Origin of the sequence: Arthrobacter sp. Y81, assembly GCF_002929335.1 — a bacterium.
Classification (GTDB): Bacteria; Actinomycetota; Actinomycetes; order Actinomycetales; family Micrococcaceae; genus Arthrobacter.
The window spans coordinates 409,732-424,864 of sequence record NZ_PJIL01000002.1; the positions used below are offsets into that span (position 1 = coordinate 409,732).

Sequence of the window (15,133 nt, forward strand, 5' to 3'; positions counted from 1 at the left end):
AAAGCGGAGGGACTAGCTCTTGCGGGCGTAGCCTTCCCACTTGCTGGCCTGGTGCTCGCCGTCCACGAAGCGGATGGTGCCGGACTTGGAGCGCATGACGATCGACTGGGTCAGGACCTTGTCCTTGGAGTAGCGCACGCCCCGGAGGAGGTCGCCGTCGGTGATGCCCGTGGCTGCGAAGTAGCAGTTGTCGCTGGAGACGAGGTCGTTCGTGGAAAGTACACGGTCGAGGTCGTGCCCGGCGTCGATGGCCTTCTGCTTCTCGTCATCGCTCGTGGGCCAGAGGCGGCCCTGGATGACGCCGCCGAGGGACTTGATGGCGCAGGCCGCCACAATGCCTTCCGGTGTTCCGCCGATGCCCATGAGCGCGTCAACGCCGGTGCCGGAGCGGGCCGCAGCAATGGCGCCGGCGACGTCGCCGTCCATGATGAACTTGGTCCGGGCACCGGCTTCGCGGATTTCCTCCACGAGGGGACGGTGGCGGTCCCGGTCCAGGATCATGACGTTCAGCTGGTTGACCTTAACGCCCTTCGCCTTGGCGATTAAATGCAGGTTCTGCTTGACGGGGAGTCGCAGGTCGACCATGTCCGCCGCTTCCGGGCCCGTGACGAGCTTCTCCATGTAGAACACGGCGGAGGGGTCGAACATGGAGCCGCGCTCGGCGACGGCCAGGACGGCGAGGGCGTTGTTGATGCCCAGGGCAGTCAGGCGGGTTCCGTCAATGGGGTCGACGGCGACATCGCACTCGGGGCCGGTGCCGTCACCTACGTGCTCGCCATTGAAAAGCATGGGAGCTTCGTCCTTCTCACCTTCACCGATGACCACAACACCATTGAAGTGGACGGTCTGGAGGAAGGAGCGCATGGCGTCGACTGCTGCGCCGTCAGCCTTGTTCTTATCGCCGAAGCCCACCCAGTGGCCACCGGCAATTGCGGCGGCTTCGGTGACGCGGACAAGTTCCAGGGCAAGGTTGCGGTCCGGCTCGTCAATGCCAACGGCAAGCGACGGGGAAATCGTGGAATACTGCTGGGTCATAGGCGCTGGTGACACGTGAACCTCTTCTTCGAGTGGCGATCATTGAACCCGTACGGCCGGTATCGGTCCGTCACGGTGATTCCTCTGGTACTGATCATAGTCGCGCGAGCATCCGAAGGTCATGGGATGACCACCCCGTGAAACACGGCGTTTCCTCACCGAAGGAACGGCACGAATGTGAGAACCGCGTTCACATGGGCGACTATAGAAGAGTGAGCGAAACGCAGGACAAGTCCACCCCCGACACCCAGACGCCCGGCACCGGCTCCCCCGCGGGCACCGCCGGCGCTGCCGATGCACCCGTGGTTAAGCCAGTTATCCGCGCTGCGGCGGCGAAAAGGGCCAACGCCTCGGTCATCGGCATGATCATCGCGCTCGTCGTGAGCGTCGCCGCATTTCTCCCCATCGTCTTGATGAACCCCTCGCCGAAGTCCGAGGGCTACCGGCCCAACGTCGACGTCAGCGCCGTCGCCCAAAACGCGGCCGGTGTGGCGGGATTCACACCCGTGGCGCCCGAGACCGGCGACACATTCAGTCCGAATTACGCCCGCTGGGAGTCCGGAACGGGCAGCGGGGTGCCCGTGTGGGAGGTCGGCTACCTCACGCCCAAGGAATCCTTCATCGGCCTCGTCCAGACCGCCCGGGCAAATCCCACGTGGCTGCTCCAGCAGACGAAGAACGCCCCGGTCACAGGAAGCCGCAACGCCGGCGGCCTCGACTGGGAACTCCGGGATACCGGCAAAGGCGAGAAGAGCATGGTGCTCGAACACAAAGGCACCACCGTTGTCCTGACCGGCACGGCGCAACTCGACGAGTTCGCGGTCCTGGCTGACGCCGTCGTGAAGTCGCTGGAAAGTAACCCGGCCGCCACGGTTTCACCCTCGGCCACCCCTTCACCGTAAAGTAGCCCCGTGGCTACTTACCTGACTCCCGCGCTGGCTTGGCGGCGACTGCGCGAAGGAAATGAACGCTTCGTCGCCGGCGAATCCTCCCACCCCAACCAGGACGCGTCCCGGCGTTCCTCGCTCGTGGAGAACCAACACCCTTTCGCAGTCATCTTCGGCTGCTCGGATTCCCGCCTCGCGGCAGAAATCATCTTCGACCTCGGCCTGGGCGACGCCTTCGTCGTCCGCACCGCCGGCCAGGTGATTGACGACGCCGTGCTCGGCTCGCTCGAATACAGCATCAGCGTGCTGGGTGTTCCGCTTATTGTGGTCCTGGGACACGACAGCTGCGGAGCGGTCAGCGCTACGAAGTCCGCCGTCGAAACCGGCCAGATGCCGGTCGGCTTCATCCGCGACCTCGTCGAGCGGATCACGCCGTCCGTCCTGACCTCCCTCCGCAACAACGAGACCGAAGTCAACGAGATGGTGGTCGAGCACGTCAAGCAGACCTCCCAGCGGCTGGTGGACAGCTCGCGTGTGATTTCCGCCGCAATTGAAACGGGCCGGGCCGCAGTCATTGGATTGTCGTACAGCCTTGCGGACGGCCGGGCGGACCTCGTTTCGGGAATCGGCGAGCTCTAAGTGACGGCCCGGGGCACTTCACGGTTTTAGCCCCGGCCGCCAATCGCCCTAAGCTAGCCCCATGACTTCCACTGAAGAATTCCGCATTGAACATGACACGATGGGCGAAGTCCGCGTCCCCGTGAACGCCCTGTACCGTGCACAGACGCAGCGTGCAGTTGAAAACTTCCCCATTTCCGGCAAAACCCTGGAACGCGCACACATCGAGGCCCTCGCCCGGGTCAAGAAGGCTGCCGCCCAGGCCAACGCAGAACTTGGAGTGCTCGACGGCGAGCTGGCCAAGGCGATCGCGGATGCCGCCGATGAGGTAGCCGCCGGGAAGTACGACGGCGATTTCCCCATCGACGTCTTCCAGACCGGCTCCGGCACGTCCTCGAACATGAACACCAACGAGGTCCTCGCCGAGCTTGCCTCCCGCGCCCTCAAGGCTGCCGGGAGCGACAAGGTGGTCCACCCGAACGACCACGTCAACGCCTCACAGTCCTCCAACGACGTGTTCCCGACCTCGGTCCACGTTGCCGCCACCTCGGCCCTGATCAACGACCTCATTCCGGCCCTCGGCTACCTGGCCGAGTCGCTGGAGCGCAAGGCCGTGGAGTTCAAGGACGTCGTCAAGTCCGGCCGCACGCACCTTATGGACGCCACCCCGGTGACCCTCGGCCAGGAGTTCGGCGGCTACGCCGCGCAGGTCCGCTACGGCATCGAGCGCATCAACGCTTCGCTCCCCCGCGTGGCTGAAGTTCCGCTCGGCGGCACGGCCGTGGGCACCGGCATCAACACCCCGGCCGGGTTCCCGGAGCGCGTCATCGAGCTGCTCGCGACGGACACCGGTTTGCCGCTGACCGAGGCCCGCGACCACTTCGAGGCCCAGGCCAACCGCGACGGCCTCATCGAAGCCTCCAGCCAGCTGCGCAACATCGCGATCTCCTTCATGAAGATCAACAACGATCTCCGCTGGATGGGCTCCGGTCCCAACACCGGTCTCGGCGAAATCGCCATCCCGGACCTCCAGCCGGGCTCCTCGATCATGCCGGGCAAGGTCAACCCCGTCATCTGCGAGGCGTCCATCATGGTGTGCGCCCAGGTCATCGGCAACGACACCGCCATTGCCTGGTCCGGCACCAACGGCGCCTTCGAACTGAACGTCGGCATCCCCGTCATGGCCGCGAACCTGCTCGAATCCGTCCGCCTGCTGGCCAACACCAGCCGCGTCATGGCCGACAAGATGATCGACGGCATCACCGCCAACGTCGAGCGCGCACGCTTCCTCGCCGAGGCCTCGCCGTCCATCGTCACCCCGCTGAACAAGTTCATCGGCTACGAGAACGCCGCCAAGATCGCCAAAAAGGCCGTGGCTGAGGGCCTCACCATCCGTGAGACCGTCGTCGCCATGGGCTTCCTGGAGCGCGGCGAACTGACCGAAGAGCAGCTGGACACCGCTCTGGACGTCATGTCCATGACCCGCCCGCCGCACAAGGCATAGCTTCCCAGAAGTACGACGGCGGCCGCCCACCTTCCCAGCGAAGGCGGGCGGCCGCTTGCGTTTAAGGGAGCTGTGGCGGGTTGGGGACGCAAGTGTCCGTTCGCGCAGGAAATTGCACTAATCCAGAATTGGTGCAAAACTTTACTTTGTGAATAATAGTGCAATTAGCGAGGGCAGCCTGCGGGAGCGCAAGCGGGCAGCCACACGCGGTTCCATCAGCGCCATCGCGCGGTCGCTGACGGCCGAGCGGGGCCTCAACGGCTACACCGTCGAGGAAGTGTGTGAACAGGCCGGCATCTCGCGCCGGACCTTCTTCAACTACTTCCCGTCGAAAGAGGATGCCATCCTGGGCCACGTGGACGACGAACTGCCCGAGGAGGTCTTCACCGACTTCATCCGCGGCGGCGCCGGCTCCCGTTCCGGCGAGATCTCCCCCACCCTCCTCCAGGACCTGGTGGGGCTGGCACTGAGGATGTCGGAACGGATGAGTTCCTCCGAAGAGGAGACCCGCCAGTTGATCGGCGTCATCAAGAAAGAGCCCCAGCTGATGCTCAAAATTATCGGCGCCACGGAGGAACGGGAAGCCCACTTTGCCCGCGTCCTCGCCGCCCGTGAAGGCGTGGCACCGGACCATCCGGTGGTCCGGATGGCGGTGGTGGCCCTGGGCAGCATTGCCCGGCACACCAGCATGGCCTATTTCTCCGAAGGCAACGCCCGGTCCTATCAGGACCTGCTGCTGGAAAACATCTCCGCCGCGCGCCTGCTCTTTTCACAACCCCTCAGCCTCCCTGGACAACTCTTCGCAGAAGGACACCAATGAGCACCGCCGTCAGCCCCAAAGCAGCAGCCGAGCCGCTGCTGCTGACCCAGAAACGCATCTGGATCATTTTCTCGGCCCTGATCGCCGGGATGCTGCTCTCCAGCCTGGACCAGACCATCGTCTCCACCGCGATGCCCACCATCGTCGGCAAGCTCGGCGGCGTGGAACACCAGGCCTGGATCACCACCGCCTACCTGTTGGCTACCACCGTCGTCATGCCCATCTACGGCAAGTTCGGTGACGTCCTGGGCCGCCGCAACCTGTTCCTCGTCGCCATCGCCCTGTTCACCCTCGCTTCCGTCGGCTGCGCCTTTGCTACGGACTTCTGGGGCTTCGTGGTCTTCCGTGCCATCCAGGGCCTGGGCGGCGGCGGACTGATGATCCTCTCGCAGGCCATCATCGCCGACATCGTCCCGGCCAAGGACCGCGGCAAGTACATGGGCCCGCTCGGGGCAATCTTCGGCCTCTCCGCCGTCGCCGGCCCACTGCTGGGCGGCTACTTCGTTGACCACCTGACCTGGGAATGGGCCTTCTACATCAACATCCCCATCGGCATCGCCGCGTTCACCATCGCGTGGTTCACTTTGACCCTGCCGAACAAGAAGGCTGAGAAGCGGATCGACGTCCTCGGCGTCCTGCTGCTCTCCGCGGCCACCACGTGTCTGATCTTCTTCACCGACTTCGGCGGTAAGAAGGACGAAGGCTGGGATTCGCCGCTGACCTGGGCGTTCGGTGCCGGCATGGTCGTGGCCGCTGCTGCGTTCGTTATGGTGGAACGCCGGGCCGAGGACCCCATCATTCCGCTGGGTCTTTTCAAGAACCGGATTTTCGTGAACTCCACCGCCATCGGCTTCACGCTGGGCCTGGGCATGTTTGCAGCCATCGCGTTCGTCCCCACGTTCCTGCAGATGTCCTCCGGGACCTCCGCCGCCGAATCCGGGCTGCTCATGCTGCCCATGATGGCGGGCCTAATGGGCATGGCCATCTACTCGGGCATCCGGATCTCCAAGACCGGCAAATACAAGATGTTCCCCATCATGGGCGCCGCCCTCACGATGGGCGCCATGCTCTGGCTGACCACCCTGACCGCGGACACCCCCATCTGGGTCATCTGCGTCCAGTTGTTCGTCTTCGGCGCCGGTCTGGGCTCCATCATGCAGGTCATCGTCCTGGTGGTGCAGAACTCCGTGCCCGCCGAGCAGATCGGAACGGCCACCAGCACCAACAACTATTTCCGCGAAGTGGGTGCGTCCCTGGGCGTGGCCGTGTTCGGCTCCATCTTCACGTCGCGGCTCGCCGAGTCCCTGACCAACGCCTTCACCGGGGCCGGCGCTTCCGCCGACCAGGCCGCGCAGTCCACGCAGACCCTGGACCCGCAGGCCCTGAGCCAGCTGCCGGAACAGCTCCGGGACGCCATCGTGAACGCCTACGCCGATTCGCTGGCACCGGTGTTCTGGTACCTGCTGCCGTTCCTGGGCATCGCGCTGGTGCTGGCTCTGACCCTGAAGCAGATCCCGCTCTCCGATACGGCCGGCATGGTGGCCCGCGGCGAGGCTGTGGGCGGCGAAGAGGCGGAGCGCCTCGAAGCTGAGAGGCAGTCCGCCGCAGTCTAGGAAACCACCGAAGGAAGGCGCTGCCGGGGGCTCAGGGTTCGTAGTGGACGGTGTCCTCCGGCAGCAGCGCCCGCCGGATGCACTCCCGGTCTCCGGGCCTGAGTACCGGCAGCCCGTCCAGCGGGAACCAGCCCACCGCCAGGGATTCGTCGTCGTTCACCCGCGCTTCACCGGAGACGTGGCGGCAGCGGAACACGATGTCCAGGAAGTCGCACACATCGCCGTTGGGGAAGGTCACGGGGCCCACAACGCCGACCGACAGCATACGTTCCGTTTCAGCAACGACGGCGGTCTCTTCGAAGATCTCCCGCACCAGCCCGGGCGCGGGGTGCTCGCCAGGCTCCAGCATCCCGGAGATCAGGGCCCACCTGCCGCAGTCTGAGCGCTGGCCCAGCAGGACGTGGCCGTCCCCGTTGAAGACAACTCCCCGCACGGCGGGAATCCACAGCGGGTCATGGCCTATTTTTTTCCGGAGTTTGAGGACGAAATCAGGTGCTGGCATAGCTTCAGCCTAACCGCAGCAAAGCCGGCGCAGGCTCTCAGCCTGCAGGCAGGAGCAGCATCGCGGCGGCGGAGCCGGCCAGCATGAAGGGGCCGAACGGGATGTCGGATTTGAGCGTGCCACGGCGGGCAGCGAGCAGGCCAAGGCTCCAGAGCCCGCCAAGGAGGAAGGCGGCGAAGGTACCGGCGAACACGTGGCCCCAGCCGAGGTAGCCGAGATACATTCCCAGCACACCGGCGAGTTTCACGTCACCGAACCCCATCCCCGGCGGATAGACCAGGCGCAGGATGAAGTAGAAGAGCCACAGCACCGCTCCGCCGGCCAGGATGCGGACCCCCGGGATCCCGAAAAGCCGGGCGGCGCCGCCGGGCACTGCCTCGACGTCCGCTCCGGCCACCAGGACGGTGACTGCCGCCGCCAGCAGCAGCACGCCGCCCACGGCGTAGGACGGGAACACAATCCTGTTGGGCAGCAGGTGGTGCCTGACGTCGATGACGGTAAGCCGTACGGCCATCACACCGAAGTAGGCGCAGGCCGCCAGCACCAGCCAGAAGGCCAGCGGAGTGGATTCCCAAAGTTCGCCCAGTCGTTGGATCACCCTCGGATGCTACTGGATTTTCCCGCCCCGCCGCTGAGCCCGCGCGTAAACTGTGGATATGTCGACATGGGACGCGAGGCGCCAGGGGGAAACCGGTCAGCAGAATGGGCCCGCAGACATGGCCACGAAGTTCCGGAACCTCTGCCGTTCGTCGCCCTGGAAATGGCAAACCCTCCGATTCGAATACGTCGACGGACCCGGCCCTGACCCCGACAACACCGTGCGTGCGTGGCTTCGCCGGCCCGGCGCCCTCCGGCTGGAGTCCGCTGCCGGTGTGGTGCTGCACAGCACCACGGGCATCAACGACTCAAAGGACGGGTTCTACGTCAGTTCCACGCGGAAGTCGTGGCTGTTGCCTCCGCATCTGGTCACCCCCGTGTACGACGACGGCGGACTGGTCCGGCGCCGCCCGGAGGCCGCCTACGGCGAACCCTGCTTCGGAAACGGACGCTTTGCCGCGGCGCTGGACCCGGTGGAGCTGGCCGGCAACGCCCCCGTCCCGATCGAATTTCCAAACACGAACGCGGTGGAACTCGGCACCATCACCGCCGTGGACCACGAGGGCCGCCCTGCGCTGGAAACCATCGTGATTCCCAACGCCGCCTACACGCCCTCAGACCGCGAAGCGCCGCTGTGCCGGCCTGGACGCAACCTCATAAGGATCGACCTCGGCACCGGAGTGTGCGTTTCAAGCCGCTCCCTGGAAGACGAATCCAAGGATCTTGGCCATTGGCTCCGGATCCTGGCCGTGGATGAGTACATGCTGGATGACCTTTTCCTCGCGGAATCCATGAACCTGACGGACGTCCGCCGCCACATCAGCTGGGACATCTCACCGCGGCACGTGACCGGCTGAGCGCTGCCCAGAGGCTAAGCTTCCCTGATGACCGACCTCTCCGCCATCTGGCCGCCCCTGGGCCTCACCCTGACCACGCCCCGGCTTGTGCTGCGGCCGATCCGGGACGACGACATCCCTGCGGCCGTCGAAGCCGCGCTCTCGGGCATCAGCGAACCGGGCCGCAGCCCCTTCAGCACGCCGTGGAACGAATTTCCCGCTGAGAAGCTGGGCCCCAACATGGCGCAGTGGTACTGGCGCTGCCGTGCCGGGGTTTCCCCCGAAGCCTGGACGATGCTGCTTGGCATCTGGCACGACGGCGGGATCATCGGCTGCCAGGACATCGAGGCCAAGGATTTCGCCATCCTGCGGACAGTCACCACGGGCTCCTGGCTCCGGAAGTCCGTGCACGGCCGGGGCCTCGGCAAGGAAATGCGCGCCGCCGTCGTCAGCTACGCCTTTGACCACCTGAAAGCGGAGGTCGCCGAGTCCGAGGCAGCCGCCTGGAACGAAAAATCCCTGGGCGTCTCCCGCTCCCTTGGCTACGAGCTGAACGGTGTCACCCGCTCGGCTTGGGGCGGCATCAGGCAGGACGTCCAGAGGGTCCGAGTGACCCCGGAAACCTTCAAACGCCCCGACTGGACGCTGAAAGTGGAAGGCCACGAAGCCACGGCCAAGTACCTGGGGCTGTAGGCGAAGGGCCGTGGCCGGGTGAACCCGGCCACGGCCCTTCACTAGTCTGGTGCTAGATTTCCGCCCCTTCAAGCAGTTCCGTGACGAGTGCCGCGATCGGCGAGCGCTCGGACCGGGTCAGGGTGATGTGCCCGAAGAGCGGGTGCCCCTTGAGGGTTTCGACGACGGCGGCAACGCCGTCGTGCCGGCCGACCCGCAGGTTGTCGCGCTGGGCGACGTCGTGGGTCAGGACGATCTTCGAGTTCTGGCCGATCCGGCTCATCACTGTCAGGAGCACGTTCTTCTCGAGCGACTGCGCTTCATCGACGATCACGAACGCATCATGGAGCGAGCGGCCGCGGATATGGGTCAGCGGCATGACTTCCAGCATGCCGCGGTCCATGACTTCCTCGACGACTTCCTGGCTGACCAGGGCTCCGAGGGTGTCAAAGACGGCCTGCGCCCACGGGTTCATCTTCTCCGCTTCGGAGCCGGGCAGGTAGCCGAGCTCCTGGCCGCCCACCGCGTACAGCGGCCGGAAGACGATCACCTTGCGGTGTTCGCGGCGTTCCAGCACGGCCTCGAGGCCGGCACACAGCGCCAGGGCCGACTTTCCGGTGCCCGCACGGCCGCCGATCGACACGATGCCGACGGACGGGTCCATCAGCATGTCGATGGCCAGCCGCTGTTCCGCGGAGCGGCCGTGCAGTCCGAACACGTCACGGTCCCCCTTGACCAGCCGGACCTGTTTGTCCGCGCCCACGCGGCCCAGGGCGGAACCCCGGTTGGAGAGCAGCACCAGGCCGGTGTTGACGGGCATCTCTGCCGCCGCCGGAATGAAGACGGGTTCGTGGCCGTAGAGGGTGGAGACCTCCTCTTCGCTCGCTTCGACCTCGGCCACCCCGGTCCAGCCGGAGTCCTTCACCAGTTCGTTGCGGTACTCGTCGGCGAGCAGTCCCATGGCCGAGGCCTTGACGCGCATTGGCAGGTCCTTCGAGACCACCGTGACGTTGCGGCCCTCGTTGGCGAGGTTCTTGGCGACGGCGAGGATTCGGCTGTCGTTGTCCCCGCCGCGGAAGCCTGCGGGCAGCACCTCAGCGGAAATGTGGTTCATCTCCACCATGAGGGTGCCGCCGTCGTCGCCCAGCGGAATGGGATGGTCGAGCCCGCCATGCTGGACCCGGAGGTCGTCCAGGAGCCTCAGCGCCTTGCGGGCGAAGTATCCCAGCTCGGGGTCGTGCCGTTTGCCCTCAAGCTCCGTAATGACCACGATCGGGACAATGACTTCGTGTTCCGCGAAACGCAGCAGCGCGCGGGGGTCCGAGAGCAATACCGAGGTGTCGATGACGAAGGTCCACAGAGTGTCGTCTGTTCCGGCCTTTTCGCCGGATACAGCGAGACCGGCCGCAGCGTGATGATTCGCTGCACCGGTCTGTGAGGTGGCTCGCTTGGCGCGAGAGGTAGCTTTCTCTCCCTGGTCGGAAATGACGTCGGGCAGTTGTTCAGAAATAGCCACATCGACTCCAGCCCCGGGGCGCACGCCCGGATATTTTATAGGTGAGGCGGATCGGCCACGAGGCCGGTTCCGGCCTCCCATACATCCGGTGCGAAAATCCGCTCCATGTACTGGCCTCCCCGATTAGCCGGCATTTTGCCTGCTAATGGAATCAACGTAATTCCCCGCGGCTTTGTTTCCCAAACCATTCGTCGGCGATTCTTATTGCGGTCACGTGAACTCCGCGTGAACCGGCCATGACACGCCTTCCCTGCAGGCAGGCCGCCGTCAGGAGCCGAAGCGCCGCTGCCTGCCGGCGTAGTCGCGCAATGCCCGCAGGAAGTCCACTTTGCGGAAGGCCGGCCAGAGCGCCTCGCAGAAGTAGAACTCGCTGTAGGCGCTTTGCCACATCAGGAAGCCGGACAGCCGCTGCTCCCCCGACGTACGGATCACCAGGTCCGGGTCCGGTTGCCCCCGGGTGTACAGGAACCGCGAGATGTCATCGACGGTAAGTTCATCCGCGAGCTTGCCGATGTCCTTGCCCCTGGCCACGGCATCGTGGAGGAGTTCCCGGACGGCGTCCACGATTTCACGCCGTCCGCCGTAACCCACAGCGACGTTGACGTGGATTTTTTCATGTGCCGGGGTCCGGGCCGTGAGCTTGTTGAGCCGGTCGGCAAGGTAGTCGGGAAGCAGTTCCGGTGCGCCCATGGCATGGACGGAGATGTCCGCATCCTCATCCAGCCGGTCGAGGGTGTTCGCGATGATGCCCATCAACAGGTCCAGCTCCTCGCCGGAGCGGCTCATGTTGTCGGTGGAGAGCATGTAGAGCGTGACCACTTTGACGCCCAGTTCCTGGCACCAGCCGAGGAACTCGTGGATCTTGTCGGCCCCTGCCTGGTGTCCCTGGCTGGTGGGCGCATTGAACTGCTTGGCCCAGCGGCGGTTGCCGTCCACCATCACGCCGATGTGTCTGGGGATTCGGTCCTTGTCCAGCGAGCGCAGGAGCTTGCGTTCGTAGAAGCCATAGAGGATCCCGGGCCACTCCATCCGGAGACTCACCTGACTTCCTTGATGTACGACGGCAGTGCATTCCTAGGCTACCTGCCCGCAACCGGCACACGGTGCACGGAGTGCCACCATTCGGTCACCCCCGGGAGTTACTGAAAAGTAACTTACTGGAACGTAGTTTATTCTTGAGCAATGGAAAGCAATACTCCCCACCCGGGGTCGGGAGCAGGCCGCGGCCGGAAATCAAGCCCGATGGACGATGCGGCAGTCCGCATCGCGGAACTCCTGATGATCAAGCCGAAATGGCGTGGCTGGATCCACACCGTGACTGCACCGTTGGCTTTCGCTGCGGGGCTTGTCCTGATCCTGCTGGCCCCCACTGCCGACCTGAAAATCGCCTCTGCCGTCTACGCCGTGACGGGGGTGCTGCTGTTCGGGATCAGTGCCGTGTACCACCGCGGCAACTGGTCGCCCGGCGTCAAGATCGTCCTCAAGCGCCTCGACCACACCAACATCATGCTGGTGATCGCAGGCAGCTACACGCCGCTGGCGTGGGCCCTGCTGGAACGTCCCAAGGCTGTGGTACTGCTGTGGGTCATCTGGTCCGGCGCCATCCTGGGGGTCCTGTTCCGGCTGCTGTGGACGCATGCGCCGCGCTGGCTCTACGTGCCCATCTACATCGCCCTGGGCTGCGGCGCGCTGTTCTACCTGCCGGACTTTTTCGCGGCCAGCATTGCCGCCGCCGTTCTGATCTGCGTGGGAGGCGCCCTCTACATAGCCGGGGCCGTTTTCTACGCGCTCAAGAAGCCAAACTTCAGCTACCACCACTTCGGCTTCCACGAGCTCTTCCACGCGTTCACGGTGTTCGCCTTTGCGGCACACTTCATCGCCATCGCCATCGCGGTCCTCGGCCGACCCGCCTAAGGCAGACCCGCAGCCAGCCGCACCAGCAGTTCGGCCACGGTTCCCACCGGACGGTCACACACCATCCCGCGGCAGAGGAACACCTGCGGCGAGCCATCGGGCGCCGCTGTCCTGCCCTCCAGCAGCGGTACGGCGGACGGGACAGGACCGGCAGGCGGCCCCCCGGCGTCGGGCGCCACGGCAACCACCAGCCCAGGGCTGGCGGACAGCAGCACTGCGCGGTGGAGTGCCGCCCGCGCCGGACCGTCAGGTCCGACGACGGCGGCCTCCACCGGGCCCGCCAGCGCGGCCTGCGCCGTGGCCAGGAGCCATCCCGCCGCCCGGGGCGCACGCGTTGCCAGCGGCGGGAGCAGCGCGAGTATGTTTCCTGCCATGAGCCGGTGGTCGGCGGAACCGGAGAGTGCCGAGTAACTCAGCAGGGCTCCGGCAAGCGCGGCCGCACCGCTGGGTGTGGCGTTGTCGAAGGGTTCAAGGCCGGCCCGCCGCCCCTGTGCGTTGAACACCTGGGAGGACTCCCCGGCAGTGTCCACCAGTGTTCCGTCCGCACCAAACCTCAGGCAGGCGGCCTCCAGGATGGCTTCTGCCAGCTTGTACCAGCGCTCGGCACCCGTGACGCCGTACAGGGTCAGGAGTCCGTCGACGCAGAAGGCATAGTCTTCGAGCAGGCCGCCGATCCCCCTCGCCTGGCCGGCATGCGACACCCGCACCAGGGTGCCGGGCTCGGCGCCCTTGCCGCCTGCGCCCGGAGCCTGCCAGTGGACCCGCTCAAGGTAAACGGCAGCCTGCCCGGCCGCAGCCACCAGGTCGGGGCGGTCCAGGACCGCCCCTGCTTCGGCCAGCGCGGCGACGGCCAGCCCGTTCCAGCCAGCCACCACTTTGTCGTCCCTGGCGGGCTGCGGACGCCCGGAACGCGCGGCCAGGAGGCGCGGCCGGATCCGGTCCCACAGGGCGCTCCCGGCATCGTCGAGCCGGCGCCCCGGATGCAGCGGAGAAGCCGACGCCGTCACGGTACCCTCGGCCCGGACATTCATCAGCCGCGCCGCAGCGGCGCCGTCGTCAGGTCCCAGGACGTCCTGCAGTTCCGCCGGAGTCCAGAGGTAGCTGGCCCCCTCGTGGTGCTTGCCGTCCACCACGGTGTCGGCGTCCAGTGATGAGGCGAACGCCTCCGCTTGCCCTGCACCGGCGACGCCAAGTGCCTCGATCATCCAGTCCGCAGTGCGGGCGGCAACCTCCGCCGCCTCGTTGGCGGGGAACACGGAATCGCCTCCGAGCCGGACCCAGTGGACATAGGCACGCAGCAGCTGGGCATTGTCGTAAAGCATTTTTTCAAAGTGCGGCACGGACCAGTCCCGGGTCACGGAGTACCGGGCAAAGCCGCCGTCCAGCTGGTCGAAAAGCGCCGAACGGGCCATCGCGGCGAGCGTCCGGCCCGCCATGTCCCTGGCCGCATCCGAGGTTTCAGACGCCACGGCAGCGTGCCGGACCAGGAATTCCAGCACGGGCGATGGCGGGAACTTCGGCGCGGTGCCGAATCCGCCGTCGTCCGGGTCCTCGGAACGGGCCAGGACGCGGACCGCTTCGGAGAGCAGTTCCGCATCCACAGGATCCGGCGAACCGGTCAACTGGACGGCTGCCGCAAGCTGGGATTCGGCCATCCCCCGTGCCAGCGACTCGGCGTTTTGCTCGACGCCCTCACGCCGTTCCAGCCAGGCATCGCGGACCGCCTCAAGCACCTGGCGGAACGAGGGCCGGCCGGGCATGGGCCGGGGCGGGAAGTAGGTTCCGGCATGGAAGGCGCGTCCGTCCGGTGTGAGGAAAACGGACATCGGCCAGCCGCCTTCGCCGCTGATGGCCTGGGTCGCGGCCATGTACACGGCGTCCACGTCCGGACGCTCTTCCCTGTCCACCTTGATGGCCACGAAGTTGGCGTTGAGGAAGTCCGCTGTTTCCTGGTCCTCGAATGATTCGTGCGCCATCACGTGGCACCAGTGGCACGCCGCATAGCCGATGGACAGGAAGACGGGGACGTCGCGCTCCGCTGCGAAGCCGAACGCCTCATCGCCGAAGGGCCGCCAGTGGACCGGGTTGGCGGCGTGCTGCCTCAGGTACGCGGAAGGTTCCCCGCCCAGGGCATTGGCTGCGCCGGGCCGGGCTGCGGCGGCTCCCCCCTGGCCAGCTCCGCCGCTAGCTGCGTCCGCGGCCTTCATCACCGTTTGATTCCGTCCGGACTCCGGCACCGCCCTGGGTGCCGGAGGACTGGGTGTCGGAAGTCTGCGTGCCGGAAGTCTGCGTGCCGGAATCGCCGGTTCCCGGCGCCTCCAGCGTGTCCTGATCTCCGGCAGTCAATGCAGCCATACGTTCTTCCTCGACCTGTGCGCGGTAGCGGACGCGGCGGATACGCCGCACCATGTCCACGATCAGCAGCGTGGTGGCCAGGACAAAGAAGGCCGTCATGATGAAGCCCCACATGCCCGGAGTCACCTGGTCTTCTGAGAGGCCCGGGCGCAGGGACGGCGTGGGGCTGGGTGCCGGGGCCGTCGCGAGGGCGATGAGCAAGTGATGCACGGTTAAACCTTCTGTGGAACGTATTGATGGCCCTGACTTCTACGGATCATAGAA

General features: G+C 65.9%; 15 protein-coding genes. 8 read left to right on the plus strand and 7 right to left on the minus strand.

The features are described 5' to 3' along the window. Positions 1–12: 12 nt before the first annotated feature. Entirely contained in the window at positions 13–1,035 is a 1,023-nt protein-coding gene (glpX, locus tag CXQ91_RS04530) for a class II fructose-bisphosphatase (RefSeq protein ID WP_028270439.1), read from the minus strand. Between the two features lie 194 nt (positions 1,036–1,229). Between glpX and CXQ91_RS04535 the strand changes: the two genes are divergently transcribed. The 5 genes from CXQ91_RS04535 (at position 1,230) to CXQ91_RS04555 (ending at position 6,477) form a co-directional block, all read left to right on the plus strand. After that, positions 1,230–1,937, plus strand: a complete 708-nt coding sequence (locus tag CXQ91_RS04535) for a DUF4245 domain-containing protein (protein ID WP_104172722.1) — start codon at positions 1,230–1,232, stop codon at positions 1,935–1,937. A gap of 9 nt (positions 1,938–1,946) precedes the next feature. Next, positions 1,947–2,561, plus strand: a complete 615-nt coding sequence (locus tag CXQ91_RS04540; RefSeq protein ID WP_104172723.1) for a carbonic anhydrase — start codon at positions 1,947–1,949, stop codon at positions 2,559–2,561. Between the two features lie 61 nt (positions 2,562–2,622). After that, entirely contained in the window at positions 2,623–4,044 is a 1,422-nt protein-coding gene (locus CXQ91_RS04545; protein ID WP_104172724.1) for a class II fumarate hydratase, read from the plus strand. A gap of 148 nt (positions 4,045–4,192) precedes the next feature. After that, positions 4,193–4,864, plus strand: coding sequence for a TetR/AcrR family transcriptional regulator (locus tag CXQ91_RS04550; RefSeq protein WP_104172725.1), 672 nt, complete (start codon positions 4,193–4,195; stop codon positions 4,862–4,864). After that, the gene (locus tag CXQ91_RS04555; protein ID WP_104172726.1) at positions 4,861–6,477 is read left to right on the plus strand and encodes an MDR family MFS transporter; all 1,617 of its coding nucleotides are present in this window, start codon (positions 4,861–4,863) and stop codon (positions 6,475–6,477) included. The genes CXQ91_RS04550 and CXQ91_RS04555 overlap by 4 nt, the downstream gene beginning before the upstream one ends. 31 nt (positions 6,478–6,508) lie before the next feature. Here CXQ91_RS04555 and CXQ91_RS04560 read toward each other — a convergent pair whose 3' ends face one another. Continuing rightward, positions 6,509–6,979 (minus strand): NUDIX domain-containing protein, encoded by a 471-nt coding sequence (locus tag CXQ91_RS04560; protein WP_104172727.1) that lies wholly within the window; start codon positions 6,977–6,979, stop codon positions 6,509–6,511. Between the two features lie 37 nt (positions 6,980–7,016). Continuing rightward, positions 7,017–7,577: an A24 family peptidase gene (locus CXQ91_RS04565; RefSeq protein ID WP_104172728.1), complete on the minus strand. Its 561-nt coding sequence runs from the start codon at positions 7,575–7,577 to the stop codon at positions 7,017–7,019. 58 nt (positions 7,578–7,635) lie between these two features. On the opposite strand from CXQ91_RS04565, the gene CXQ91_RS04570 reads away from it, so the two are divergent. Both CXQ91_RS04570 and CXQ91_RS04575 read left to right on the plus strand, forming a co-directional pair. Next, positions 7,636–8,433: a hypothetical protein gene (locus CXQ91_RS04570; protein ID WP_181038771.1), complete on the plus strand. Its 798-nt coding sequence runs from the start codon at positions 7,636–7,638 to the stop codon at positions 8,431–8,433. A gap of 27 nt (positions 8,434–8,460) precedes the next feature. Next, positions 8,461–9,105 (plus strand): GNAT family N-acetyltransferase, encoded by a 645-nt coding sequence (locus tag CXQ91_RS04575; RefSeq protein WP_104172730.1) that lies wholly within the window; start codon positions 8,461–8,463, stop codon positions 9,103–9,105. Between the two features lie 52 nt (positions 9,106–9,157). Here CXQ91_RS04575 and CXQ91_RS04580 read toward each other — a convergent pair whose 3' ends face one another. Then, positions 9,158–10,600 carry a PhoH family protein gene (locus CXQ91_RS04580; RefSeq protein WP_104172731.1) on the minus strand — a complete coding sequence of 481 codons (1,443 nt, stop codon included), beginning with the start codon at positions 10,598–10,600 and terminating at the stop codon, positions 9,158–9,160. A gap of 267 nt (positions 10,601–10,867) precedes the next feature. Next, positions 10,868–11,629: an isoprenyl transferase gene (locus CXQ91_RS04585; protein WP_104172732.1), complete on the minus strand. Its 762-nt coding sequence runs from the start codon at positions 11,627–11,629 to the stop codon at positions 10,868–10,870. Positions 11,630–11,842: 213 nt separating this feature from the next. On the opposite strand from CXQ91_RS04585, the gene CXQ91_RS04590 reads away from it, so the two are divergent. Beyond that, the gene (locus tag CXQ91_RS04590) at positions 11,843–12,514 is read left to right on the plus strand and encodes a hemolysin III family protein (RefSeq protein ID WP_181038777.1); all 672 of its coding nucleotides are present in this window, start codon (positions 11,843–11,845) and stop codon (positions 12,512–12,514) included. Here CXQ91_RS04590 and CXQ91_RS04595 read toward each other — a convergent pair. Both CXQ91_RS04595 and CXQ91_RS04600 read right to left on the minus strand, forming a co-directional pair. Further along, positions 12,511–14,721, minus strand: a complete 2,211-nt coding sequence (locus tag CXQ91_RS04595; protein ID WP_104172733.1) for a thioredoxin domain-containing protein — start codon at positions 14,719–14,721, stop codon at positions 12,511–12,513. The two genes, CXQ91_RS04590 and CXQ91_RS04595, sit on opposite strands and share 4 nt — an antisense overlap. Further along, on the minus strand, positions 14,699–15,079 hold the full coding sequence (locus tag CXQ91_RS04600; protein ID WP_104172734.1) for a hypothetical protein: 381 nt from the start codon (positions 15,077–15,079) through the stop codon (positions 14,699–14,701). Before CXQ91_RS04600 ends, CXQ91_RS04595 begins: the two co-directional genes overlap by 23 nt. Positions 15,080–15,133 lie beyond the last annotated feature (54 nt).

Excerpts from the sequence above, each read along its gene's own strand:
- glpX (WP_028270439.1), bottom strand. The coding sequence starts at position 1,035 with ATGACCCAGCAGTATTCCACGATTTCCCCGTCGCTTGCCGTTGGCATT.
- CXQ91_RS04595 (WP_104172733.1), bottom strand. The coding sequence starts at position 14,721 with ATGAAGGCCGCGGACGCAGCTAGCGGCGGAGCTGGCCAGGGGGGAGCC.
- CXQ91_RS04555 (WP_104172726.1), top strand. The coding sequence starts at position 4,861 with ATGAGCACCGCCGTCAGCCCCAAAGCAGCAGCCGAGCCGCTGCTGCTG.
- CXQ91_RS04535 (WP_104172722.1), top strand. The coding sequence starts at position 1,230 with ATGGGCGACTATAGAAGAGTGAGCGAAACGCAGGACAAGTCCACCCCC.
- CXQ91_RS04570 (WP_181038771.1), top strand. The coding sequence starts at position 7,636 with ATGTCGACATGGGACGCGAGGCGCCAGGGGGAAACCGGTCAGCAGAAT.
- CXQ91_RS04590 (WP_181038777.1), top strand. The coding sequence starts at position 11,843 with ATGGACGATGCGGCAGTCCGCATCGCGGAACTCCTGATGATCAAGCCG.
- CXQ91_RS04585 (WP_104172732.1), bottom strand. The coding sequence starts at position 11,629 with ATGGAGTGGCCCGGGATCCTCTATGGCTTCTACGAACGCAAGCTCCTG.
- CXQ91_RS04575 (WP_104172730.1), top strand. The coding sequence starts at position 8,461 with ATGACCGACCTCTCCGCCATCTGGCCGCCCCTGGGCCTCACCCTGACC.
- CXQ91_RS04545 (WP_104172724.1), top strand. The coding sequence starts at position 2,623 with ATGACTTCCACTGAAGAATTCCGCATTGAACATGACACGATGGGCGAA.
- CXQ91_RS04560 (WP_104172727.1), bottom strand. The coding sequence starts at position 6,979 with ATGCCAGCACCTGATTTCGTCCTCAAACTCCGGAAAAAAATAGGCCAT.